23 protein-coding genes are annotated in these 23,508 nt (G+C 68.1%); 13 read left to right on the forward strand and 10 right to left on the reverse strand.

All coding sequences use genetic code 11. The annotated features are described in order from the left end of the window. Positions 1-57: 57 nt before the first annotated feature. Positions 58-2,202, forward strand: a complete 2,145-nt coding sequence (locus FB547_RS17550; RefSeq protein ID WP_145744362.1) for a glycoside hydrolase family 3 N-terminal domain-containing protein — start codon at positions 58-60, stop codon at positions 2,200-2,202. Positions 2,203-2,258: 56 nt separating this feature from the next. On the opposite strand, the gene FB547_RS17555 is transcribed toward FB547_RS17550, so the two are convergent. Then, positions 2,259-2,585, reverse strand: coding sequence for a CcdB family protein (locus FB547_RS17555; protein WP_145744364.1), 327 nt, complete (start codon positions 2,583-2,585; stop codon positions 2,259-2,261). A 4-nt stretch (positions 2,586-2,589) separates the two neighbouring features. After that, the gene (locus FB547_RS17560) at positions 2,590-2,853 is read right to left on the reverse strand and encodes a type II toxin-antitoxin system Phd/YefM family antitoxin (protein WP_145744365.1); all 264 of its coding nucleotides are present in this window, start codon (positions 2,851-2,853) and stop codon (positions 2,590-2,592) included. A gap of 194 nt (positions 2,854-3,047) precedes the next feature. Here FB547_RS17560 and FB547_RS17565 point away from each other — a divergent pair, with 194 nt between their 5' ends. Then, on the forward strand, positions 3,048-3,383 hold the full coding sequence (locus FB547_RS17565) for a cupin domain-containing protein (RefSeq protein WP_145744367.1): 336 nt from the start codon (positions 3,048-3,050) through the stop codon (positions 3,381-3,383). A 1-nt stretch (position 3,384) separates the two neighbouring features. Here the strand turns inward: FB547_RS17565 and FB547_RS17570 are convergent, their stop codons facing one another. Together FB547_RS17570 and FB547_RS17575 are read right to left on the reverse strand one after the other, a co-directional pair. After that, the gene (locus tag FB547_RS17570; RefSeq protein ID WP_145744368.1) at positions 3,385-4,530 is read right to left on the reverse strand and encodes a mandelate racemase/muconate lactonizing enzyme family protein; all 1,146 of its coding nucleotides are present in this window, start codon (positions 4,528-4,530) and stop codon (positions 3,385-3,387) included. Then, on the reverse strand, positions 4,527-5,252 hold the full coding sequence (locus FB547_RS17575) for a GntR family transcriptional regulator (RefSeq protein ID WP_145744370.1): 726 nt from the start codon (positions 5,250-5,252) through the stop codon (positions 4,527-4,529). The genes FB547_RS17570 and FB547_RS17575 overlap by 4 nt, the downstream gene beginning before the upstream one ends. Before the next feature lie 93 nt (positions 5,253-5,345). On the opposite strand from FB547_RS17575, the gene FB547_RS17580 reads away from it, so the two are divergent. The 4 genes from FB547_RS17580 to FB547_RS17595 are packed head-to-tail and all read left to right on the forward strand — an operon-like array spanning position 5,346 to position 9,604. After that, the gene (locus tag FB547_RS17580; RefSeq protein ID WP_145744371.1) at positions 5,346-6,116 is read left to right on the forward strand and encodes an ABC transporter permease; all 771 of its coding nucleotides are present in this window, start codon (positions 5,346-5,348) and stop codon (positions 6,114-6,116) included. Positions 6,117-6,133: 17 nt separating this feature from the next. After that, a complete protein-coding gene (locus FB547_RS17585; protein ID WP_145744373.1) occupies positions 6,134-6,949 on the forward strand; it encodes an ABC transporter ATP-binding protein in 816 nt (271 codons plus the stop codon). 40 nt (positions 6,950-6,989) lie between these two features. After that, entirely contained in the window at positions 6,990-7,994 is a 1,005-nt protein-coding gene (locus FB547_RS17590) for an ABC transporter substrate-binding protein (protein WP_145744375.1), read from the forward strand. Continuing rightward, positions 7,991-9,604, forward strand: a complete 1,614-nt coding sequence (locus tag FB547_RS17595; protein WP_145744377.1) for a GMC family oxidoreductase — start codon at positions 7,991-7,993, stop codon at positions 9,602-9,604. The genes FB547_RS17590 and FB547_RS17595 overlap by 4 nt, the downstream gene beginning before the upstream one ends. 22 nt (positions 9,605-9,626) lie before the next feature. Here FB547_RS17595 and FB547_RS17600 read toward each other — a convergent pair whose 3' ends face one another. Further along, positions 9,627-10,550 carry a c-type cytochrome gene (locus FB547_RS17600; RefSeq protein ID WP_145744379.1) on the reverse strand — a complete coding sequence of 308 codons (924 nt, stop codon included), beginning with the start codon at positions 10,548-10,550 and terminating at the stop codon, positions 9,627-9,629. After that, a complete protein-coding gene (locus FB547_RS17605) occupies positions 10,547-11,506 on the reverse strand; it encodes a VOC family protein (protein WP_145744381.1) in 960 nt (319 codons plus the stop codon). Before FB547_RS17605 ends, FB547_RS17600 begins: the two co-directional genes overlap by 4 nt. Positions 11,507-11,607: 101 nt before the next feature. On the opposite strand from FB547_RS17605, the gene FB547_RS17610 reads away from it, so the two are divergent. The 3 genes from FB547_RS17610 to FB547_RS17620 all read left to right on the forward strand — a co-directional run bounded on the left by FB547_RS17610 (position 11,608) and on the right by FB547_RS17620 (position 15,002). Continuing rightward, positions 11,608-12,309: a TetR/AcrR family transcriptional regulator gene (locus FB547_RS17610; RefSeq protein WP_186454191.1), complete on the forward strand. Its 702-nt coding sequence runs from the start codon at positions 11,608-11,610 to the stop codon at positions 12,307-12,309. An 82-nt stretch (positions 12,310-12,391) separates the two neighbouring features. Continuing rightward, positions 12,392-13,690 (forward strand): aspartate carbamoyltransferase, encoded by a 1,299-nt coding sequence (locus FB547_RS17615; RefSeq protein ID WP_145744386.1) that lies wholly within the window; start codon positions 12,392-12,394, stop codon positions 13,688-13,690. Between the two features lie 100 nt (positions 13,691-13,790). Further along, positions 13,791-15,002 (forward strand): CaiB/BaiF CoA transferase family protein, encoded by a 1,212-nt coding sequence (locus tag FB547_RS17620; protein ID WP_145744388.1) that lies wholly within the window; start codon positions 13,791-13,793, stop codon positions 15,000-15,002. A gap of 32 nt (positions 15,003-15,034) precedes the next feature. Here the strand turns inward: FB547_RS17620 and FB547_RS33350 are convergent, their stop codons facing one another. Both FB547_RS33350 and FB547_RS17625 read right to left on the reverse strand, forming a co-directional pair. Beyond that, positions 15,035-15,202 carry an HHHH-motif protein gene (locus tag FB547_RS33350; RefSeq protein ID WP_186454192.1) on the reverse strand — a complete coding sequence of 56 codons (168 nt, stop codon included), beginning with the start codon at positions 15,200-15,202 and terminating at the stop codon, positions 15,035-15,037. A 165-nt stretch (positions 15,203-15,367) separates the two neighbouring features. Beyond that, the gene (locus FB547_RS17625) at positions 15,368-16,327 is read right to left on the reverse strand and encodes a Bug family tripartite tricarboxylate transporter substrate binding protein (protein WP_145744390.1); all 960 of its coding nucleotides are present in this window, start codon (positions 16,325-16,327) and stop codon (positions 15,368-15,370) included. Positions 16,328-16,465: 138 nt separating this feature from the next. Here FB547_RS17625 and FB547_RS17630 point away from each other — a divergent pair, with 138 nt between their 5' ends. From FB547_RS17630 to FB547_RS17645, 4 genes are all read left to right on the forward strand, one after another. After that, positions 16,466-17,350, forward strand: coding sequence for an SMP-30/gluconolactonase/LRE family protein (locus FB547_RS17630; protein WP_145744391.1), 885 nt, complete (start codon positions 16,466-16,468; stop codon positions 17,348-17,350). 165 nt (positions 17,351-17,515) lie between these two features. Further along, positions 17,516-19,087, forward strand: coding sequence for a methyl-accepting chemotaxis protein (locus FB547_RS17635; protein ID WP_145744393.1), 1,572 nt, complete (start codon positions 17,516-17,518; stop codon positions 19,085-19,087). Between the two features lie 132 nt (positions 19,088-19,219). Continuing rightward, positions 19,220-22,444, forward strand: coding sequence for a PAS domain S-box protein (locus tag FB547_RS17640; RefSeq protein ID WP_145744395.1), 3,225 nt, complete (start codon positions 19,220-19,222; stop codon positions 22,442-22,444). Between the two features lie 86 nt (positions 22,445-22,530). After that, positions 22,531-22,851, forward strand: a complete 321-nt coding sequence (locus tag FB547_RS17645; RefSeq protein WP_410000804.1) for a hypothetical protein — start codon at positions 22,531-22,533, stop codon at positions 22,849-22,851. A gap of 75 nt (positions 22,852-22,926) precedes the next feature. Here the strand turns inward: FB547_RS17645 and FB547_RS17650 are convergent, their stop codons facing one another. Together FB547_RS17650 and FB547_RS17655 are read right to left on the reverse strand one after the other, a co-directional pair. Further along, entirely contained in the window at positions 22,927-23,247 is a 321-nt protein-coding gene (locus FB547_RS17650) for a putative toxin-antitoxin system toxin component, PIN family (RefSeq protein ID WP_145744397.1), read from the reverse strand. Positions 23,248-23,259: 12 nt separating this feature from the next. Continuing rightward, positions 23,260-23,496: a DUF2281 domain-containing protein gene (locus FB547_RS17655; protein WP_145744399.1), complete on the reverse strand. Its 237-nt coding sequence runs from the start codon at positions 23,494-23,496 to the stop codon at positions 23,260-23,262. Positions 23,497-23,508: the final 12 nt, after the last annotated feature.

Consider the following 23,508-nt stretch of genomic DNA (forward strand, 5'->3'; position numbering starts at 1 on the left):
ACTCGCTGCCCGCAGCATGCCATCATTAAGGCCCTTGGGTTCTATTCGAAATCCCTGATGAGCCGCATCGACACCCTCATGGCCCGGATGACGCTGGCCGAAAAACTGGGTCAGCTGACGATGACTGCCTCCAGCTACACGGTCACCGGACCGGTGCTCGCGGGGGACTCCACGCAGTCGATCATCGACGGCACCGTCGGCAATGTGCTGAACATGGTCGGCGCCGGTCCCACGCACGAGATGCAGCGGCTGGCGGTCGAGAAGTCGCGGCTTCGCATTCCGCTGCTGATCGGCCTGGACATCATCCACGGCCATCGCACGCTCTTCCCGATTCCGTTGGCGGAGGCCGGCACCTTCGACGAAGAGCTCTGGGAGCGCACGGCGCGCGAGGCCGCGCGCGAAGGCGCCGCCGATGGCCTGGCGATGACTTTCGCGCCGATGCTCGACGTGTCGCGCGATCCGCGCTGGGGCCGCACGGCGGAAGGCCCCGGCGAAGACCCCTGGCTCAACGCACGCATCGCGCAGGCCAAGGTGCGCGGCTTCCAGGGCGCCGATCTGTCGTCGGCCGAATCGCTGGCCGCCTGCGCGAAGCATTTCGTCGCGTACGGCGCCGTCACCGCGGGGCGGGAGTATGCCGCCGTGGACATCTCCGAGCGCAGCTTGCGCGAAGTGCATCTGCCGGGCTTCGCGGCAGCGGTGCGCGCCGGCGTCGCGACGCTGATGCCCGCTTTCACCGATCTCAACGGCGTGCCGATGACGGCGCACATCCCCTTGCTGCGCGGCTGGCTGCGCGGCGAGATGGGCTGGGACGGCGTCATCGTCAGCGACTACAACGCGATCGCGGAATTGATCAAGCACGGCGTCGCGGCCGATCTCGCCGATGCCGCGGTGCTGGCGCTGAAAGCCGGCGTCGACATCGACATGATGGCCGACGCCTACCGCAAGGGCCTGCCGATCGCGCTCGCGCAAGGACGGGTGACGATCGATGAGATCGACGCGAGCGTGCGCCGCGTGCTGCGGCTCAAGGAGCAGCTCGGCCTGTTCGACGACCCGTACCGCCGCGGCGCGGCACCGGAACCCGAGGCGGTTGTTGCCGAGCGGCGCGCAGTGGCGCGCGACGCCGCGCGCAAGGCCATCGTGATGCTGAAGAACGAGCGCGACACGCTGCCCTTGCCCGTTGCGCCGAAGGCACTGTGTGTCATCGGCCCGCTGGCCGATGCGAGCACCGAGATGAAAGGCCCGTGGTGGGGTGCCGGCGAACACGAGCCGGCCGTCAGCGTGCTTGCCGGCCTGCGCGCCGCGCTGCCGCAGGCCGACATGCGCCATGCGCCCGGCGTCGCCATCGAGGGCGGCGACGACAGCGGCATCGAAGCGGCCATCGCGATGTGCGACGGCGCCGACGCGGTCGTGCTGTGCCTGGGCGAGCGCGCCACGATGAGCGGGGAGGCGGCGAGCCGCGCCACGCCCGCGCTGCCCGGGCGGCAGCAGGCGCTGGCCGAAGCGGTGGTGGCGCGTGCACGCGCGCTCGGCATCCCCGTCGTCGCCATCCTGTTCTCCGGCCGCCCGCTGGTCGTGCCCTGGCTGGCCGAACACGCCGATGCGCTGCTGGCTGCGTGGTTCCTCGGCACCGAGGCCGGCCATGCGATTGCCGACGTGGTCACGGGGCGGGTATCCCCCGGCGGCCGCACGCCGATGAGCTGGCCGCGCGCGCTCGGGCAGGTGCCGATCTGTTTCGGCCAGCGTCCCACCGGCCGGCCGATGAATCCCGCCGACCACTTCACGAGCAAGTACCTGGACGTGGCCAACACGCCGCTGTACGACTTCGGCCACGGCCTGACCTACGGCCGGTTCGACTACGGCGAGCTCCAGGTCGAGCCGCGGCGCGTGCGCGAGCAGGACCTGCTTGCGATCAGCGTCAGCCTGCGCAACGTCGGCGCGCGCGAGGCCGAAGAGACGGTCTTCCTGTTCGTTCGCCACAAGCTGGGCCGCGTCACCCGGCCGCTGCTGGAGCTCAAGGGCTGCGCGAAACTTCGATTGGAGCCGGGCGTTGCCGGCTCGGTGACTCTGGAGTTGCCGGCGGCCGAGCTGCGCTACCTCGGGCCGGACCTGCAGCCCCTGTTCGAGGCGGGCGAAGTCGAGATCCTCGTCGGGCCGAGTGCCGAGCCATCAGGGTTGCTGCGCCAGACCATCGAGTTGTGTTGAAACCCCGTGGATGTCGGTCGCTTGTGACCGAAGCTCCTCGTACGCGCTTTGTTCTCCTATCCCCAGGCTCTGGTCGTCAACTCGTCCATCGCATCAATGATCTGTTGCCCATGCTCCGCAAGAGAGTCGACCACGGCACCGAGTTGATCGGTCGCCACGGATACCACCTGCAAAGGATTGAGGACGACTTCGACACCACCCATGCGGAAGATGGGATTCATCCGGGAGCCGGAAACCGATGAGCCAGGGGCGTACTGGCGCAAGACCAAGGGAACAACCACTCTGCGGCGGTAGGCATCGAATCGCGCAGACTGGATGACCACCACAAAGGGAATGCTTTCTTTCTGACTCCCTTTGTTGCGATGAACGTCGAATTGCGCCACTGGTTCAGAGAGTCGAGTGCTCGTCCGCGAACGAGCCGAACTTGGTGTCGAATTCATTCCAGGCCTGTGCGCTTGCCGTGGCCCAGTCGCGCGCAGATTTGCCTTCGCCGCTGCGTGCACGCGCCTCCTGAAACTCCTTCATGTCTTGAGGCGAGATCATGTAGGCAGCGGGCCGCCCATGACGCGTGATGATGACTGGCTCGCGTTGCGCTGTGTCCAGTAGCTGCCCAAACTTGTTTTGCGCCTCGACGGAGGTGACGGTGATCATTGCCCGATCCTGCAAAGTAGCTAACATGGACAGTTTAGCGCGCCGGATGCAGATGTCCAGTCCGGGCGCCGAGTTCGCTGTGGGCTTCACGTTCGCGGTGGGCAATGCAACCAGTCTCTGCGGCGAAATCGGCAGGCGCTGCGCCGGAGGACCGCCCTCTGGACAGCGCCCGCAGGCCTTGCCACACTGCCCGCATGGCACTCACGCACGCATCCTCCGGCCAGGTCGTGAACCTCGGCGCGCTCGACGGGCAGGCGACGGAAACCTGCGCGCTGCTGAAGGCCCGCGACATCGAACTGATGTGGCTGGTGCTGCCGGTCGGCAAGCGGGTTCCGTCGCATGCCGTCTCGACCTCGATGACCTTGCAGTGCATGCGCGGCAAGGTCGAGGTGCAGCTGGGCGGCGAGGCGAGGGTGCTCGAGGCCGATCAGGTCATGTACCTGGCGGGCGACGTGCCGCACGGCCTGCATGCGCTGGAAGATGCCAGGCTGCTGATGACCGTCGTGCTGCCGGCCAGCCGCACCGATTGAGTCAGCAGCCCGCCGCAGCCAGCTGCGCCACTGCGCCGAGGTCGGGCGCCACCCCGATGCCCGGCTGCTCGCCCAGGCTGCAGCGGCCTTCCATCACGCGCGACAGCGCCGGCGCGAGCGCGGTGCGCAGCGGATTGGGGTTGGCGTCGATCTCGAGGATGCCGCCGCCGCCCACCGCGGCCAGCAGGTGGGCCGAATGCAGCAGGCCGATGCCGCCGCCCAGGTAGTGCGGACAGTAGCGCAGGCCCGCCGCCTGGGTGCGCGCGATCACGGGCCAGCAGCCCGAGATGCCGCCCCACTTGGCGCTGTCGGGCTGCAGCACGGAGAGCACGCCCTGCGCAATGGCGGCATCGAAGGCCGCCGGGCCCGCGATGTTCTCGCCGGCCGCGAGCGGAATGCCTGTGGCCTGCGACAGCTGCTGCCACTCGTTCCAGGGCCGGTCGGCGCGCAGCGGCTCCTCGAGCCACCCGAGGTTGAAGGCTTCCAGCTGCGGCGCCATCGCACGGGCCTCGTCCAGGTTCCAGGCCTGGTTGGCATCGGTCATGAGCGGCAGGCCGGGGCCCAGCACCTCGCGCATCGCCGCCAGGTTTGCAAGGTCGCGCTCGCGGCCGAAGCCGATCTTGAGCTTGAACGCGCGGTAGCCTTCAGCGAGCCGCTGCGCCGCGAGGTCCTGCGGACGGTCGGGATTGAGGCCGCTGGCATAGACGCCCACGCCATCGTGCGCGCCGCCCAGGTAGCGCCACAGCGGCTGGCCGGCGCGGCGCGCGCACAGGTCCCACAGCGCCAGGTCGATGCCCGCGATCACCTGTGCCATCGGGCCCGGCTCGCCCGACTGGATCGCGAGCACGGCGGTGCGCTCGGTCAGCCATTCGAAGGCTTCGGCGGGGCCGTCGAAGGCGCGGCTCGCCAGCAGTGGCGCCATCACGGTGTCGACGAGCCTCGCGCGGTGCTCCGCGCCGCAGGAAGGAAAGTTGCACCAGACCTCGCCCCAGCCGGTGGCGCCGTCACGGTCTTCCACGCGCACGAAGACGGCCGGCCGGTCGTGCATGGTGCCGAACGAGGTGCGCACGGGCGTGGCGATCGGGCAGCGGAACACGAAGGCCTCGATGTGCGCGGCATGGACAGGCGAAGAGGGCAGCGGCTTCATGGTTTCAGGTTCATTTCGACGCGGATGGCATCGCCGCGGTAGGTGACGTCGGCCAGGTAGATCACGGTGTCCTCCGCGTCCTTGAAGATGCGGCGCACCTCGGCCACGGGCGCATTCATCGGCAGCTCGAGCAGGGCGGCCACCTCCATGTCGGCCGTGCCGATGGTCAGCACCTGGTGCGCCTGGGCGATCTTCACGCTCTTCATCGCGATGAGCAGCGGGATCACGGTTTGGGTGCGGAACTTCTCGGGTGCCTTGCGGAAGATGCGTTCGTCCAGGTAGATGTTGATGACGCAGTAGGCGCGGCCGTCGCGGAAGTGCACGCGGCGCATGAAGGCATAGCGCGCGGCGGGACGGCCTTCGCCCGGCGCGAGCGGCGGCGAGGTCGCGGCCTCGTCGATGTTCATGATCTTCGGCTGCGTGTCCTCGTAGACGCGCGCCAGTTCGTCCAGGCTGGTGACCACGCTGATGAAGCGGTCGCGGTTGGGTGTTCCGGTGACGAAGGTGCCGCGGCCCTGCTGCGGCGACACCAGGCCCTCGCGCGCGAGCAGGTCGATCGCCTGGCGCACCGTGACGCGCGCCACGCCGAACTCGGCCGTCAGTTCCTCGAGCGAGGGCAGCCGGTGCTCGCGCGGCCAGATGCCGCGCGCGATGCGCTGGCGCAGCAGGTCCGCCAGCTGGTGGTAGCGCGGCATCGGACTGTCGAGAAACCTGGCGGACATGTTTTATCAATCAAACGTATGGTCTATAGTATGACAGATTGACAGAGACGAAAGCCCACGGGCCCAAGTCCGCCAACGAGAGACAAACCGCCGATGAGAAGCTCCTCTTCCCCGCTGACGCGCGCGCTGCTGATCGTGGCGCCGTGGCTGCTGATCCTCGCGCTCTGGTACGCCATCCGCGCGAGCGGCCTGGTCAGTCCCGCGCTGGTGCCGGCGCCGCACATGGTGCTGGCCAAGTTCGTCGAGCTGTCGCGCGGCAGGCTGTGGGAAGACATCTACATGTCGACGCAGCGCGTCTTCGTCGGTGTGGCGCTGGGCGTGTCGCTCGCGGTGCCGGTGGGCTTCTGCCTCGGCTGGTACCGGGGCCTGCGCAGCTTCATGGACCCGGTCATCAACTTCTTTCGCGCGCTGCCGCCGATTGCGCTGATCCCGCTGGTGATCGTGTACTTCGGCATCGGCGAGGCGGCCAAGACGGCGATCCTTTTCTATGCCTCGTTCTTCGCGGGCGTGATCGTCATGTACGAGGGCATCGCGCAGATCAGCCCGATCTACATCAAGGTGGCGCGCACGCTGGGCGCGAGCGACGTCGAGATCTTCGGCAAGGTGATCGTGCCGCTCACCATTCCGCACATCCTCACGGCGGTGCGCGTGGCGCTCGGCGTGGCGTGGGCCACGCTGGTCGCGTCCGAGCTCATCGCGGCGCAGCAGGGCCTGGGCGCGCTGATCCAGAACGCCTCCTCGTTCTTCCAGCTCGACATCATCTACGTCGGCATCATCTGCATCGGCGTGATCGCACTGGTCATGGACCTGCTGCTGCGGCTGGCCACGCGCCGGCTGGTGGCCTGGCAGGACCGCATCGCCTAAAGGAGGGCCGCTTCGCCATGACGCCACAGCCACCCGTCCGCATCAGCTTCGACCACGTGTCGGTCGACTTTCCCACCGAGCATGGCGCCATGCGCGTGCTCGACGACGTGTCGTTCGACATCCGCAACGGCGAGTTCGTCTCCATCATCGGCCCCTCGGGCTGCGGCAAGACGACGATGATGAACATCGTCGGCGGCTTCGTCCAACCCACCAGCGGCCAGGTGCTGCTCGATGGCAAGCCGGTGGCCGCGCCCGGGCCCGACCGCGGCGTGATCTTCCAGGAGTACGGCGTGTTCCCGTGGCTCACGGTGCGGCAGAACATCGAATTCGGCCTGAAGCTTTCCGCGAGCCGGGTGCCCGCCGCCGAGCGCGAGGAGATCGTGCAGCGCTACATGCAGCTGATGGGTCTCTCGGACTTCGCGGGGCATTTTCCCAAGCACCTGTCGGGCGGCATGCGCCAGCGGCTGGCGATCGCGCGGGCCTACGCGGTGCGGCCGGAATTCCTGCTGATGGACGAGCCCTTCGGCGCGCTCGATGCGCAGACCCGCTCGGCCATGCAGGACCTGCTGCTGCAGGTGCTGCAGAGCGACGGCAAGACCGTGATGCTGATCACGCACTCGGTGGAAGAGGCGATCTACCTGTCGTCGCGCATCGTCGTGGTCACCGCGCGGCCGGCGCGCATCCGCACCGTGATCGACATTCCCTTCGGCTACCCGCGCGCGGAGAACCTGCACGAGGATCCGCGCTTCGCCGAACTGCGGGCCCACATCCGCGAGCTCGTCATGCAGGAATACGCCGCGCAGGCCAGGCAGGCCGTGCGCATGTCGGACTAGCCGCTTCGCCGCTTTCACCACCCGCCACAGGAGACACACCATGGCCCTTCGACGCAGACAACTGATCCAGGCCACCGCCGCCGGCGCGGCCGCACTGGCCGGCGGCATGCCGGCCTTCGCCCAGGCGCGGACCAAGGTCAAGGTGGGCTACCTGCACACCCCGGCCGTGGACGGCCACATCTGGATCGGGCAGGAGAGCGGCGCCTTTGCGAAGCAGGGGCTCGAGCTCGAGATGATCCAGTTCACCACCGGCCTGGAGCTGTTCCAGGCCATGATCGGCGGCAGCCTGGACATGCTGTCCACCGGCGCCGTGGTGTCCAACTTTCCGGCGCGCGGCCAGGGCAAGGTGTTCCTGATGAACAACATCGAGTACGCGACGGCCCAGCTGTGGGTGCGCGAGGACGCCGGCATCCAGACGGTGGCCGATCTCAAGGGCAAGCAGATCTCCACCACCACCGGCACCACGGCGCACGTGTTCCTCGACCGCGCGCTGCGCTCGGCCAGGCTGGACCCGGCCAAGGACGTGAAGCTGGTCAACCAGCGCATGACCGAGGCCGTCACCTCGTTCATCTCCGGCGCTGTGCCGGCGGTGGCGCTGTGGGTGCCCTTCGATTCGGTGATCCGGCAGAAGCTGCCGGGCGCGCGCAAGCTGATCGATGCCTCGGCCTTCTTCCCCGAGGCCGCCATCATGGGCGGCTGGGCCGCGCGCAACGACTACTACGACAAGAACCGCGCCGTCATCGCCAGGCTGATCGCCGCATGGGCCGAGGTCAACGACGTGGTCACGGGCAAGCCCGACGCCGCGGCCGAGATGCTGCAGAAGACCCAATACAAGGAAGTGCCGCTGGCCGACTTCAAGGAGCAGTTCAAGGCCTCCAAGTACTACACCAACGCCGAGTGGCGCACGCGCTACCAGGACGGCACGGTCGCCAAGTGGCTGCAGCAGGTGACCGACTTCTTCGTGGCCAATGCCAACATCCAGGGCGCGCTGAAGGCCGAGCAGTACTTCGACGCCAAGCCCTTCCTGGAGACCGTCAAGGCATGACGGCAGGCGCCGGCGGCTACGACTACATCATCGTCGGCGCCGGTTCGGCCGGCTGCGTGCTGGCCAACCGACTGAGCGCCGATGCGCGCTGCCGCGTGCTGGTGCTCGAGGCAGGCGGCGAGGGCGGCGCCTTCTGGCTGCGCATGCCGATCGGCTACTTCCGCACCATCTACGACCCGCGCTATTCGTGGCAGTTTGCGGTGGAGCCGCAGGAGGCCACGGGCCACCGCGCCATCGTCTGGCCGCGCGGCAAGGTGCTGGGCGGCTCCAGCGCGATCAACGGGCTCCTGTACATACGCGGCCAGCATGCCGACTTCGACGACTGGGCCGCCGTGGCGGGCGCCACGGGCTGGAGCTTTCGCGAGGTGCTGCCGTACTTCAAGAAATCCGAGCGCTACCAGGGCGGCGAGAGCGAATACCACGGCGCTTCGGGCGAGCTGTGCGTCTCGGACCTGCGCAACGAGCACCCCTACTGCGCCGCCTGGATCGAAGCGGGCGTGCAGGCCGGCCACGGCCGCAACCCGGACTTCAACGGCGCGCGCACCGAGGGCCTGGGCGCCTACCAGCTGACGCTGCGCGGCCACTGGCGCTGCGATGCGGCCACGGCCTTCCTGGCGCCGGTGCGCGCACGGCCGAATCTCACGGTGCTGACCGGCGTGCACGTGACGCGGGTGCTGATCGAGCAGGGCCGCGCGGTCGGCGTGGAATGGCTGCAGGACGGCGAGCGGCGCAGCGCGCGCGCGGATGCCGAGGTGCTGCTGGCCGCCGGCGCGCTGCAGTCGCCCCAGCTGCTGCAGCTGTCGGGCGTGGGCCCGGCCGGCCTGCTGCGCGGCCATGACATCGCGGTGCATGCCGATGCACCGCAGGTCGGCGAGAACCTGCAGGACCACTACCAAGCGCGGGTGATCGTCAAGCTCAGGAAGCGCATGTCGCTGAACGACCAGGTGCGCAATCCGCTCGCGCTGGCCGCCATGGGCGCGCAGTGGCTGTTCCGCCGGCGCGGCCCGCTCACGGTGGGCGCGGGCCAGGTCGGCGGCATGGTCTGCAGCCCGCTGGCGCAGGGCGGCCGCCCCGACGTGCTGTTCAACGTGATGCCGCTGTCGGTGGACAAGCCGGGTGATCCGCTGCACCGCTTCTCGGGCTTTTCGGCCTCGGCCACCCAGTGCCGGCCGCTGTCGCGCGGCACGGTGCAGATCCGCTCGGCCGATCCGCTGGCGCCGCCGCGCATCGTCTCCAACTACCTGAGCGATCCGCACGACGCCAAGGTGCTGGTGGCGGGCCTCAAGATGCTGCGCGAGATCTACCGCCAGCCGGCCTTCCGCGACCTGGTCACGGACGAGGAATACCTGCCCGGGCGCGAGGCCACCGACGACGCCGCGCTCGAGGCCTTCGCGCGCCACAAGGGCGGCACCGTGTTCCATCCCGCGGGCACCTGCCGCATGGGCGGTGACGCACTCTCGGTGGTGGACCCGCAGCTGCGCGTGCGCGGCATCGAGCAGCTGCGCGTGATCGACGCCGCGGTGATGCCGGCCATGGTGTCGACCAACACCAATGCCGCATCGATCATGATTGCGGAGAAGGGCGCGGCGATGGTGTTGCAAGCCCGGTGACGGCGCCTCGCCGAAATCCTCTTCAGCCCTGGGGCGACGGACGCTGCTGCTGCAGGAACAGGTGGAGTGCGCGCACGTCCGTTTCGCTGATCTCGCGCAGCGACTCGAAGGGCATCACGCGCACCGGCGTGCCGTCGGGGCGGTGGCCGGTCTTGAAGAGGCGCATCATCGATTCCGCATCGGGGTAGCGCGGCATCACCGAGCCGTCGCCGGGCGCGAGCCGCGAGGCCGGGGGCCAGTCCGGCGGACCGCCGGGGATCTTGCCGCCTTCCAGCTTTGCCCCGTGGCAGCCGAGGCACATGTTCGCGACGTAGGCGCCGTGCGCCACGCTCACGCCCTCGGGCACCGGCGCGGCAGGCGGCCGTGCGTGGTCGATCTTCGCGGCGGCATCCCGGATCACGCCGAAACCGTAGAGCGCGCGCACCGGCACGGGCAGCTCGACCACCGCGGGCGTGCCCTGCGTGGGCGGCATGCTGCGGATGTAGGCAACGAGGGCCGCCAGATCGTCGTCGGTGAAGCGGTTGTAGTCTTCGCTCGGCATGATCATCAGCGGCCGGCCGCGCGGATGCACGCCGTGGCGGATCGCGCGCACCCAGTCCTCCGGCCGATAGGCGGCGGTCACGCTCGCGCCGCCGGGGGCGATCTGCGGCCCGGCCACGCGCAGGCCGTTCGGGTCATTGATGAAAGTGCGCCCGCCGCCGTTCGCGCCGTGGCAGTCGACGCAGCCGCGCGAGGCATAGAGATACTGCCCGCGCGAGATGGCCGCCGTGTCGGTGAGCGCGCGCAGGGCCACCGGCTGCACGTCGACATCGACGCGGCGCGCCATCTTCCGCTCGGCCAATTGCAGGCCGCCCCACACCACGGCTGCGGCCAGCAGCACGAGCACCAGCAGCACCCCTGCGCCGCGACGCAGCCAGCGGGCTGCACGTCCTGTGGATGCATTCATCGCGCGGCCTCCGCCTGGCGATTGCGGCGGCGCAGCAGCTTCTGACGCACCAGCCCGGAAGCCATGCGCAGCTGCAGCCGCAGTCCCGGCTTGTGGCCCCATGCGCTCGCGTGCTGCGTATGCCGGACCTGCCAGCCATGTGGGTCGATCTCGTGCGTGCCGGCACCGATCTCGAAGTCGAAGCCCGAAGGCGTCTCGCCGTAGAACGAGAAAGTGCCGTCCGGCGCCGGATGCTGTCCCAGTCCCATGCTCACCGGCACCTTGAACTTGCGCGCGCGTTCATGGGCCAGACCGATGTCGTGGATCGACGGGGCCTGCAGCATGAAATGGTGCAGGCGCCTGGCCAGGGGCAGGTCGAAGATCGCGAGCGAGTGATGGCGGCGGTTGCAGTGCAGGAAGACACCCCTCACGTCGATCGGCCCCACGCGCGTGCCCAGGCGTTCGGTGACGCCGAAGCCCAGCAGGTCGACATAGAAGGCTTCGAGCTTCTGCGTGTCGCCCGACACCAAGACCGCGTGGCCGAGTCCGAGTTCGCCGGTCTGGAAACCCTGCGGAAACGCGGAAGACACGAAGGGCCGCTGCGCTTTCGCAAGGCCTGTGCAGAGTTCCACCGCATTGCCGTCCGGGTCTCGCACGGTCATGAGCCGGCGAACGCAGCGCGTGGCGCACAGCGCTTCGGTGGCCGCCTCGACGGCATGGCCCGCCCGGGCCAGGCGCGCCACGAGCGTGTCGAGCGCCGCGTCGCCGGTGCATTCGAAGCCCAGTGCCGCCAGGTCTTCGCGGTGGCCGGCTTGCACCAGCAGCCGCTGCGAGCGCTCGTCCACCTGCCAGCCGAGGCTTCCATCGGGATGCATGCGCGGCGGTGGCAGGCCGAGGACCTGATCGCAGAACGCGCGCCAGGCGACGGGCTTCGAGCTTTCGACGACAAGGTATGCCAGGTTCAGGATGGCCGACATGAGGGTCCCCATAAAATGATTGGTCTGGAAAAATTTGGATAACCTGTCCAAAATTGAACGATATGATAAATTTTCAGGGAATGGCATTGGCCGGATTGCCTATGCCTTTGGCCGAGGCCCTGGTGGCCCAGCCCGAGGGCCTCGGCAAGCGCGAGCGCACGCGCCGCCAGTTGCTGGCCGCCGCCGTGCAGGCGTTCTCCGCAAGCGGCGTGGCCGCCGCCACAATGCAGGAGATCGCGCGGCTGGCCGGCATGACGCCGAGCACGGTCTACAACCACTTCAGCACCAAGGAAGAGGTGTTGCAGGCGGTGGCGGTCTGGCTCGCGGAAACGATGTGCGAGCGCATTGCCGACAGCCAGGTCGGCGTGGCCGAAGGTGCCCGACGCATGGCGATCGGTAATCGCCGCTACCTCTGGCTGGCCCGGCAGAGCCCCGCCTGGGCACTGCTGCTGATGGACGTGGCGGCGGCGGCACCGCAGTTGCTGTCGCACGTCGCGGTCTATGCGCTGGCCGATCTGCGCCTGGGACAGGCGCAAGGGGCCTTCAAGGTGAAAAGCGAGGCGGCCGCCCTCGACATGATCATGGGCACCTGCACCCAGGCGATGCGCACGGTGGCCGGCGGCACGGCGCCGTCGGACCACGACGTGACTGTGGCGGCCATGGTGCTGCGCGGGCTGGGCATGTCTTTTGCTGCCGCCGAGGCCATGGCACGCCGGCCGCTGCCGGACTTCGGCCTTCCGGGCGCATCGCGGGCGGAGGTCCGGAATGCGCCGAAGAAGAAGGCGCGAGGCGGCGCGCCTTAGTCGCCGATGCAGTTGTTGGAGAAGAATATACGCACTGAGTATATTTTCTCCAGAGAAACAGCGCATAGCGTATATTTGACGCATGAGCCAACAGCAAGACCTCCTGCGCGACGCGATGCGCCGCCTCAATCTCACGCGCGACGCATTCTCCGAACGGCTGGGCGTGCGCCGCCGTGCGCTCGACACCTGGCTGCTGCCGTCCGACTCGAGCGAGTCGCGCGCGATGCCGGAGATGGTCGGCAAGTTCGTTGCCGAGATTCTTCAGCGCGAGGCGCTCGACAGCGGCGCCGGTCCGGCGGGCAAGGGGCAGCAGCGCCCGCTCGCGCAGCGCATCGCGGCCGAAGGCAAGCCGCAGCTGCTGTCGGTCGCGCAGTTCGACCGCGGCAGCCTCGAGGACCTGTTCCATGTCGCCGACGTGATGCAGCCGATCGCGCGCCGGCAGAAGGTCACGCGCATCCTCGAGGGCGCCGTGCTCGGCAGCCTGTTCTTCGAGGCCAGCACGCGCACGCGCGTGAGCTTCGGCGCGGCCTTCTGCCGGCTCGGCGGCACGGTGTGCGACACCACGGGCTTCACCTTCTCGTCGATGGCCAAGGGCGAGTCGATCTACGACACCAGCCGCGTGATGAGCGGCTATGTCGACGCGCTGGTGGTGCGCCATCCCGAGCAGGGCTCGGTGGCCGAGTTCGCGCGCGCCACCAACATTCCGGTCATCAATGCCGGCGACGGTCCCGGCGAACACCCGAGCCAGGCCATCCTCGACCTGTACACCATCCAGCGCGAGTTCTCGCGCATGGGCAAGCTGGTCGACGGCACGCATGTGGCGATGGTCGGCGACCTCAAGTACGGCCGCACGGTGCATTCGCTGATCCGCCTGCTGTCGCTGTACCGCGGGCTGAAGTTCACGCTGATCGCGCCGCCCTCGCTGGAGATGCCGGCCTACCTGGTCGAGCTGGTCGCGCGCAACGGCCACGTCGTCGAGCAGACCTCCTCGCTGGCGCAGGGGCTGCGCGGCGCCGATGTGGTCTATGCGACCCGCGTTCAGAAGGAACGGTTCGCGAATGGAGAAACGCTGGAGGGCTACACGCCCGAGTTCCAGGTGTGCAAGGCCCTGGTGGATGCGGCCTGCAAGCCCGACACCATCCTGATGCATCCCTTGCCGCGCGACGGGCGCCCGGGCGCGAACGACCTGAGCGTGGACCTCAACCACGACCCGCGGCTGGCGATCTTCAGGCAGACCGACAACGGCATCCCGGTGCGCATGGCGATCTTCGCGGTGCTGATGGGCGTGGAGCAGCAGGTCGCGCGCTCGATGCGCGATGCCAGCTGGCGCTCGCCCGCGCACATCGGGCCGGACGACGCGGACTTCGACGGGCTCGACTGAAACTACAAAGCACCTTTTCATGCGCCGGTGCATGGCGGGAGGGGTGCGCTCCTAGACTGGGTGTTCTGGCGTCCGGGGCGGGCGCCCCGAGGACCCCTGAATGAAGAACCACCTTTCCATGCAACCCCTGGCCGGCGTGCGCGTGCTCGACCTGTCGCGCGTGATGGCCGGCCCGCTGTGCGGCATGGCGCTGGCCGACCTGAGCGCCGACGTGATCAAGGTCGAGCATCCCGAGCGCGGCGACGACACGCGCGACTGGGGCGTGCGCATCGGCCGCCACAACACCTCCTACTTCAACAGCTGCAACCGCAACAAGCGCTCCATCTGCGTCGACCTGCAGGACAAGGATGGCCAGGCGCTCGTGCGCGAACTCGCGGCGCAGTGCGACGTGGTGATCCAGAACTTCAAGTACGGCGGCGCGCAGAAGATGGGCCTGGGCTACGAGGACCTGCGCGAGCTCAACCCCAGGATCATCTACTGCTCGATCTCGGGCTACTCTGTGCTGAGCCCCGAGAAGGCGCGCCCGGGCTACGACCTGGTGATCCAGGGCGAGACCGGCCTCATGGCCATGAACGGCGAGGAGGGCCAGGGGCCGCTCAAGTTTGGCATCGCCGCGGTCGACATGTTCACCGGCATGTATTCGGCCCAGGCCATCCTCGCCGTGCTGTACGAGCGCACGCGAACCGGCGAGGGCCGCCACATCCAGATGTCGCTCTACGACAGCGGCATGATGATCACGTCCTACTACGGGCTGACCGCGTGGCTCCACAAGGGCGATCCCGCGAAGTTCGGCAACTCGCATCCGTCGATCGTGCCTTACGGCGTGTTCGAGGCCGCGGACGGACCGCTGGTGATCGCGGTCGGCAACAACGGCCAGTTCAGGAAGTTCTGCGACGAGGTGATCCTCCGCCCCGAGCTGCCGGCCGATCCGAAGTTCGCCACCAACACCGAACGCGCGAAGCACCGGCATGAACTGCTGCCGATCCTGCTCGGCCGCATCGCGCAGTTCCCGCGCGCCGATCTGCTCGCGCGCATGGATCGCGCCGGCATTCCGTGCGGCGAGGTGCTGGGCCTGTACGAGGCGCTGCAGTCCGAGCGGACGGCGCAGGCCGGCGTCTGGCATCGGTTCGAGGACGCGGAAGCCGGCGCGCAGGCCGTCCATGCGCCGCCCTACGTCATCGACGGCGCGCGCGCAGGCGTGCGCCACCCTCCGCCGCACCTCGGGGAGCACACGGCCGAGGTGCTGCGCGAACTGCTGGACATGGGCGAGGGCCGGTTCGAATCGCTGGCGCGCAGGAGCGTCATCAAATAACGCGCGCTTCTACAGGCGCGGAGGCGTGCTGTTCAGCGCACCCAGTGGCAGACGCGGTGGTGATGGTGCGCATTCCACTTGCAAACCTTGTGCGCCTTGTGCGCCCGGTGGTGGGGCGCGGCGGAGGCGATCGTCGGTGCGAAGGCGGCCAGGGTGGCGAAGGCAACGACGCTGGAGAGGACAAGCTGCTTGATCTTCATGATGTTCTTTCGAAGCAAATGGCGGAAGGACGCGTCGCGTGAACGGCGCAGCTTGAATAACGCTTGCCCCCGTTTTCCGGACGACGGGAGCCCCTGGAAATCCCGAGCCGGAAAGAGCTGGCTGCACGGATGAGGGATTTCACGGCGTCCCGTGGCCGGCATCCTTCAGTGCGACTGCTTCGGCAGGTTCAAGCCGCGCAGCACGGGGAGCCAGCGGTCCGCCTCGGCCTTGATGAACTTGTCCAGTTCCTCGGGCGTGCCGCCGCGCGGCTCCATGCCGATGGCGCGGGCGCGCGCGACGAAGTCGGGGTCGGCGATCACCTGGTTGACGGCCTTGTTCAGGCGCTCGATCGCGGGCCGCGGCGTGCCTGCGGGCACCGAGAGCGAATACCAGAGCGTGGCTTCCATGTCGAAGCCCTGCTCCTTGAAGGTGGGCGCCTCGGGCACCTGCGGCAGGCGCTTCGAATCCATCACGCCCAGCACGCGCAGCTTGCCGGCCTTCACATAAGGCAGCGATCCCGTGATGGAGGTGCCGTGGATGTCGATCTGGTTGCCCAGCAGGGCCTGCAGCGCGGGTGCATCGCCGTTGAAGGGGATGTGCAGCGTGCTGAAGCCCTGCTCCTTCTCGAAGGCGATGGGCGCGAGGTTGGTCAGGATGGCCGCGCCCGGCGAGCCGCGGTTGATCTTGCCGGGGTTCTGTTTGGCATAGGCCACCATTTCCTTGATGTTCCTGTAGGGCAGGTCGGTGCGCCCGACGACGATGGCCGGCTGGTAGGCGATCTGCGTGACGGCGGCGAAGTCCTTCGCGGGATCGTAGGGCAGCTTGTCGTACAGCACGCTGTTGTTGGCGAGCGTGCCCAGCGAGGACACGAGCACCGTCTGTCCGTCGGGCTTGGCGCGGGCAACATAGTCGGCCGCGAGGATGCCGCTCGCGCCGGGCTTGTTCTCGATGATGACGTTCAGGCCCTGCTTGTTGAGCTCCTGGGCCAGGATGCGGCAGTACTGGTCGGTGCCGCCGCCGGCGGCAAAGGGCACGACGATGCGGGTCACCTGCTGGGCGAATGCGGGGGCGACCAGCGCGCAGGCACCCAGCGCCAGCCCGATCACGAGTTTGCGGTAGCTCATTCTTGTCTCCTGTTCCGGCCCGGAATCGGGCTCTGGAGCCAGTCTAGGTGGCCGCCCTTGGCGCAGCGCTGCACGAAATGAAAAGCAGCTTTGCGGGATGCGCCGCCAGGGCACAGCCCGGCCCTGCACACTTCGCCGATGGCCGTGCAGATCATCAGAACCGGAACCACGAAAGACCTGTTGGGCGAAAGCCCTTGCTGGGATGCCGATGCGCAGGCTCTGAACTGGATCGATGCGCTCGGCGGCACGCTGTGGCGGCTCCATGCCGGAACCGATGCGCCCGAGCGGCACGAGCTGCCAGCACCCGTGGGCTCGATCGCGCCCTGCCGCGGTGGCGCGGCCGTGGTGGTGGCGCTGCGCAACGGCTTCGCGCGCTACGACTTCCCCACGCGCAGGCTGGAGCACCTGGCCCGCATCCCCGTGGACCATCCGAAGCTGCGCTTCAACGACGGCAAGTGCGATCCGGCGGGCCACTTCCTGGCCGGCACCATGCACGTCGACCGCCAGCCCGGCGAGCCGGTCATGGGCGGCCTCTACCGGCTGCGCACCGATCGCCGCGTGGAGCAGCTGGCCGACGACATCGGTTTTGCCAACGGACCCTGCTTCAGCCCCGACGGCCGTGTGCTGTACCTGGCCGACAGCCTGGAGCGCACCGTCTGGGCCTACGACTACGACCCGGACGGCCCGCTGCGCCACAAGCGCGTGTTCGCAAAGACGCACGCATTCGATTCCGGTCCCGACGGTGCCACGGTCGATGCACAGGGCTTCTTCTGGACCGTGCTGACCCGCGCCGCCAGGCTCGCGCGTTACGCGCCCGACGGCCGGCTGGAACGCCTGGTCGATCTGCCAGCGAGCTATCCCACGAGCATCTGCTTCGGCGGGCCGGACCTCGCGCACATGTACCTGACCACGATTTCGCGCAGCGCGCGCCTGGCGGGGAACAAGGCGGAGGATGGCGGGCTGTTCCGGATCGAGGGGCTGCCCGCGCCGGGGCGCCTGCCCCACCTGTTCGGCGGCTGCTAGCGCGCCCGGACTGGGCCTCGGTTTGTGATCGCAGTGCACGACCTGGCCTTCAACTTTGGGCGAAGTTGCCGATAACCGGATGTGGCAGGACCCCGGGGCCCCGCCGCCCGCGAAGTTCCGGTCCTCCAACTGGACACGTCCCCCACACTGCGAAAGAAGAGTTCCATGCGCCTGCGAGATATGAAAATCGGCCTCCGCCTCGGCGGAGGCTTTGCTGCCATCTTGTTGCTCTTGATGCTGGTTTCCGGGGTCGCCCTGATTCGGTTGAACGCCGTGGCCCATTCGGCCCGTGTGATGGTCGATGAGGCCCTTGTCAAGGAGCGCGTCGCGAACCGGTGGGCCAATCTTCTCGGCCCGAGCATCGTTCATTCCTTCGGCATGGCCAAGGCCACCGACAGTGCGAATGAAGCCTACTTCAAGAAGAACCTGACCGAGGGGGTGGCATCGATCAACCCCGTCCAGGAGGAGATGGGCAGGCTGCTCACGGCGCCGGAGGAAAAGAAGCTGTTCGCCGAAGTGGTGGCGGCGCGCAAGGCGGTGTTGGCCCATCTCGCGACGATCAACAAGCTAAAGGCGGCCGGCGACAGCGAAGCCGCCGGCAAGCTGGCCGACACCGACTATCAGGCCGCCCTTCAGATCTACGGCAAGGCGGTGCAGCAAATCGCGGAAAACCAGCGGGTGCAGATCGACGCGAAGGCCCGCGAGATCCAGCAGATCCACCGCAGCGGCCGCTGGGTCGTGATCGCCCTGTCCGCCGTTGCGCTGCCGGCGGGGGCCTTGTGCGCCTGGCAGTTGACCGTCGGCATCGTGCATCCGATGCGCGACGCCCTCCGCCTGGCTGAGCGGGTGGCGTCCGGAGACCTGACCACCCGGATCGTCTCCAACTCGCGCGACGAGGTCGGCCAGTTGCTGGCGGCGCTCAAGTCGATGAACGACAACCTCTCCAAAGTGGTCGGGGAGGTGCGTCAGGGCACGGAGACGATCGCCACCGCCTCGGGCCAGATCGCCTCCGGGAACCAGGACCTGTCGTCGCGCACCGAGCAGCAAGCGAGCTCGCTCCAGGAAACCGCGGCCTCCATGGAGGAGCTGACCTCCACCGTCAAGCAGAACGCGGACAACGCGCGCCAGGCCAACCAGCTGGCGGCCTCGGCTTCGGAGGTGGCGGTGCGCGGCGGCGGCGTGGTGAGTCAGGTGGTCGAAACCATGGGATCGATCAACTCGTCCTCGCGCAAGATCGTGGACATCATCGCGGTCATCGACGGCATCGCATTCCAGACCAACATCCTGGCGCTGAACGCCGCAGTGGAAGCCGCCCGTGCCGGCGAGCAGGGGCGGGGCTTCGCGGTGGTTGCGGCAGAGGTGCGCAACCTTGCGCAGCGCTCGGCCGCAGCGGCCAAGGAAGTCAAGGGCCTGATCGACGACTCCGTCGGCAAGGTCGAGGCCGGCAGCCAGAAAGTGGCCGAGGCGGGCCAGACGATGGATGAAATCGTCGCGAGCGTGCGCCGCGTGACCGACATCATGGGCGAGATCACCGCCGCCAGCCAGGAGCAGACGACCGGCATCGAGCAGATCAATCAGGCCATCACGCAGATGGACCAGGTCACCCAGCAGAATGCCGCGCTGGTGGAGGAAGCGGCCGCCGCGGCCGCCTCGCTGCAGGACCAGGCGGGTAGCCTGTCCCAATTGGTGGGTGTCTTCCGGCTCGACACGGCGCGCCGCGAATTGGCTCCCGCCTGATTCGACCTTGGGCCGGGGCCGCGTCCCACGCCAGATTCGCCTGGCCGGTTGCCCTGATCCGACCTGCCGGCCGACGTTCGCTGCGGGCTACGATGGCAAGCTTGGTGCACATTCCAGACAGGAGACATCGACATGGATGAGTCCCGCGCCGCACAGCAGCCCGACGATCTGCTGCATCTTTCGTTCCAGGCGGTCGCGCTCCTCGATGCAATCGGCCAGGTTGTCATCGTCAAGGACGAGGCCTTGCGTTTCGTGCATCTCAACCAGCGGGCCTGCGAGGTCCTCAACGTGTCGCTCGACCGCGTGCGCGGAAAGACAGACCGCGATATCCTGCCCCGGGCCGAGGCCGACCGGATCAGGGCCATCGATCTCGAAATACTCGCGAGCGGAAAGCCTCGCCATTTCGAGGAGGAGATCACCCTGGCAGACGGATCGACCAGGGCCCTGCTCTCGCTCAAGCAAGCGGTCGATCTCACGGATTCCGGCGGCAAGCTGCTCGTGGTTGTGATCTCTGACGTGACCGAGCTGCGCACGACGGAGCGGGGGCTCCGGGCCAGCGAAGCGCACTACCGCTCGTTCGTCGAACTCCACCCGCAGATCACCTGGACTGCAGATCCTGCCGGCGCGATTACCGAGGTCGGACCGGGGTGGTCGGCGCTGACCGGCAATTCGGTCGAGAAGACGCTGGGATCGGGCTGGGAATGCGCATTGCACGCCGACGATCTCGAACGCGTCCGAACGCTGTGGGCGGACTCGGTGGCCCGCGGCGTTCCCATCGACACCGAATACAGGGTGCGCAGCGCCGCTGACGGAAGGTATCGATGGTTCAGGGCCCGTGCGGCTCCCCGGCGCGACGGCAACCACGACATCGTGCGCTGGTACGGACTGCTCGAGGACGTTCATCAGCGTCGCATCGCCATCGAAGCGCTGCGCGAGAGCGAGTCGCTGTTCCGCCTGATCGCGGACAGCGTGCCCGTGATGATGTGGCTCACCGACCAGCATGGCGAGGCCACCTACCACAGCCGGCGCTGGCTCGAGGCGACGGGCCAGACCGAGACCGAGTCGCTGGGCGAGGGGTGGAGCCGTGCCGTCCATCCCGAGGACCGCGCGTCGGTGCTCGAACTGTTCAGGACGGCGAGCGCAGAGCGCAAGCCGGTCCAGCTCGAGTACAGGCTGCGTCGGACAGATGGCAGCTGGGCCTGGGTCATCGACACCGGCACGCCGCGGCTGTCGCCTGATGGCGGGTTCCTAGGCTATGCCGGCTCCATTCTCGACGTCACCGAGCGCCGCGCGGCCGAATCCGCGCTGCGCGAGAGCGAAGCCTCGATCCGGAGCATCTTCGACAGCAGCCCCGATTGCATCAGCATGCTCGACCTGTCGGGCAAGACGCTGCTGATGAACAGGTCGGCGCGGCGGATGATCGGTCTGGATGTCTCGCAACTCGCAGACCGCGAGGCGCTCGAGCGAATCTTTCCTGAAGGCCGGCTTCGGAAACTCAGCGCCATGTTCGACGTGGTGCGCGCCGGCGGCACGTCGAGACTCGAGGTAGATGCCGTCGACGCGCAGGGCGTGCACCGATGGCTCGACGTCATCGCGGCGCCGGTCCTGGACGCATCGGGCGTGCCGAGCCGGATGGTGAGCATCTGGCGCGACATCACGGAGGCCAAGGCGGCGCGCAACGATGCGGTGGCGGCGCAGCAGCAGGCCGAACGTGCGGCGACGCGGCTCTCTGCGGTGCTCGAGAACACGATGGATTGCGTGCTGGTCGTCGATCATGCATGGCGGATCACGTACATGAACGAGAACGCCCGGCGGTTCCTGAAGCTCGGCGTGGAGGCCGTGAACGCAAGGCTGTGGGACCTCTACCCCGCCGAAGTCGAAAGCCTGTTCGGCGACTACTTCCGTCAGGCGATGGCGGGCAAGGCCGTGTCGTTCGAGGAATTCGTACCCATCACCCAGGTGTGGCTCGAGATCCATGCCTCGCCCACCGAGGAGGGCCTGTCTATTTTCTTTCGCGACACCACCGCCCGCCGCAAGGCCGAGCAGGAGCGTTTCCAGGCCCAAAGCCAGGTCTCCCACATGGCCCGCCACGACGCTCTCACCGGGCTGCCCAATCGCCAGGCATTCCGCGAGGCGCTGCAGCAGCACTTGACCGATGCCGGCAAACGCGGGACCTCGGTGGCTGTGCTGACGCTGGACCTGGACGGCTTCAAGGCCGTCAACGACGCTTACGGTCATCCCGTGGGCGACATCCTGCTGCAGGAGGTTGCGCAGCGCCTGAGGCTTGTCGTCTCCGGTGACGAGCACATGCTCGCGCGACTCGGCGCGGACGAGTTCGTGATCGGCTGTTTCGGGCTTCTGCGTCCCGACGCGACGGTCGAGATTGCGCGACGCCTCATGGCCACCCTGCTCGGCCCCTTCGACCTGGACGGGAGCAAGGTCAGCATCGGCGCCAGCGTCGGCATCGCCGTGGCGCCGGCCGACGGCGGCACGGTCGACGAGATCAAGCGTGCCTCCACCGTGGCGCTCCACCGCGCCAAGGCCGCGGGCGGAAGAAGCTTCTTCAGGTACGAAAAGAGCATGGACGCCGACCTGCAGATCCGCCAAACCCTGAAGCTCTCGATGGGCGAGGCGCTCGCCCGCGGGGATTTCGAGGTCCACTACCAGGCGCTCGTGAGTCTCGCGTCCAACCGCTACACCACCTTCGAGGCGCTGCTGCGCTGGCGGCACCCGGGCCGCGGCATGATCTCGCCGGCCGACTTCATTCCGATCGCGGAGGAGACCGGGCTGATCGTCGACATCGGCGAGTGGGTGCTTCGCGGAGCCTGTCGCGAGGCCACCGCCTGGCCCGACGGGATCGGCGTGGCGGTGAACCTCTCGCCCGTCCAGTTCCGCGACGACAACCTGGTCGACCTGATCAGGAACGCGCTGGATGCCTCGGGGCTCTCCCCTTCGCGCCTGCAACTCGAGATCACCGAGTCGGTGCTGCTCGGCAATGACGACAGGAACCTGCGCACCCTGCAGCAGATCCGGCAGCTGGGCGTGAAGATCGCGATGGACGATTTCGGGACCGGGTACTCGTCGCTGGGCTATCTGCGCAGCTTCCCGTTCGACAAGATCAAGGTGGATCGCAGCTTCATCGCCGACCTGCCCGACAGCAGGTCGCTCGCGATCATCCGGGCCGTGGCCGGCATCGGCAGAAGCCTGGGCATCGCCACGACGGTGGAGGGCGTGGAGACCGAGGCGCAGTTGCAGATCATCCGACAGGAAGGATTTGACGAGGTGCAGGGGTATCTGTTCGCGCGGCCGCTCCCGGCCTCGGAGGTGCGAGGCCTCCTCGCGTCGCCCAGGAACTGAACGAGGCACCGCACAGTGGTGAAAAAACGGACAGGTCTTGTCTGTCCGGCTTTGCCAACGGACCCTGCTTCAGCCCCGACGGCCGTGTGCTGTACCTGGCCGATAGCCTGGAGCGCACCATCTGGGCCTACGACTACGACTACGACCCGGGCCGCCCGCTGCGCAACAAGCGCGTGTTCGGGAAGACGCACGCATTCGATTCCGGCCCCCCGACGGTGCCACGGATGACGGGCCGTTCCGGATCGAGGGGCTGCCCGCGCCGGGACGCCTGCCTCATCTGTTTGGCGGCTGCTAGCGCGCCGAGCTGGAAGCTATCGACGAATCGTTCGATGTTCGCGTGGATGTCGCAGACCCATGTGGCCCAACGGAGAGGGCCGACCGGCATTATCCGGCGATGTGCTCCATAGCTTCACGTGCGGTGACGATGGGAATGCCCGCATAGCTGCCCAAAGGCAGGAGGTCGCGCCGGTCGCCGGAGGCGATCAGGTCGACTGCCCCAGCCAGTGCGGCCGCCAGCACGTGGTCGTCGTCGGGTCGGTGGGCACCACACGCGGCACTTTCGCGGGTGTGACCACGATGGCGAGCCCGCGCAGATCGTCGACGAGGGTCTTCGGGCTCAGTCCGGCCTGGGCCAGGCGAACAGCAAACTTGCCGCGGCCGAGCACGTCGAGCAACTCGGCCAGCAGGATTTCGCTGGTGCACAGTTCGAACTCGCCGGCACGCGCAGCGTCCAGCACTTGGCGTGGGAGACCGGTGGAGATGATGGCTGAGACGAGCAGATTGGTGTCGATGACGAAGCGCACGGTGCCCGGGCCTCAGGTGCCTTGCCGGCGTGCTTGGCGGGCCGCCTGCACTTCTTCCTCGATCTCATCCTCCGACAGCGGCGCCAAGTTCAGTGCATCGAGCTTGGACATTGATTCACCCAGGCGCGCTGCGGCCGCCGCGCGCTCCTCGCGTGCGGCCAGGAACTCGACGAAGTCCACCACTTCGGCCACCCGAGCGGGTGGCAGTTGTTTCAGGCGCTCGATCAAGCGAGTCTCGATGGCAGTCATATGTGTTCCTCG

It is taken from the genome of Variovorax beijingensis (genome assembly GCF_007828835.1).
In the GTDB taxonomy this organism is placed as follows: Bacteria; Pseudomonadota; Gammaproteobacteria; order Burkholderiales; family Burkholderiaceae_C; genus Variovorax; species Variovorax beijingensis_A.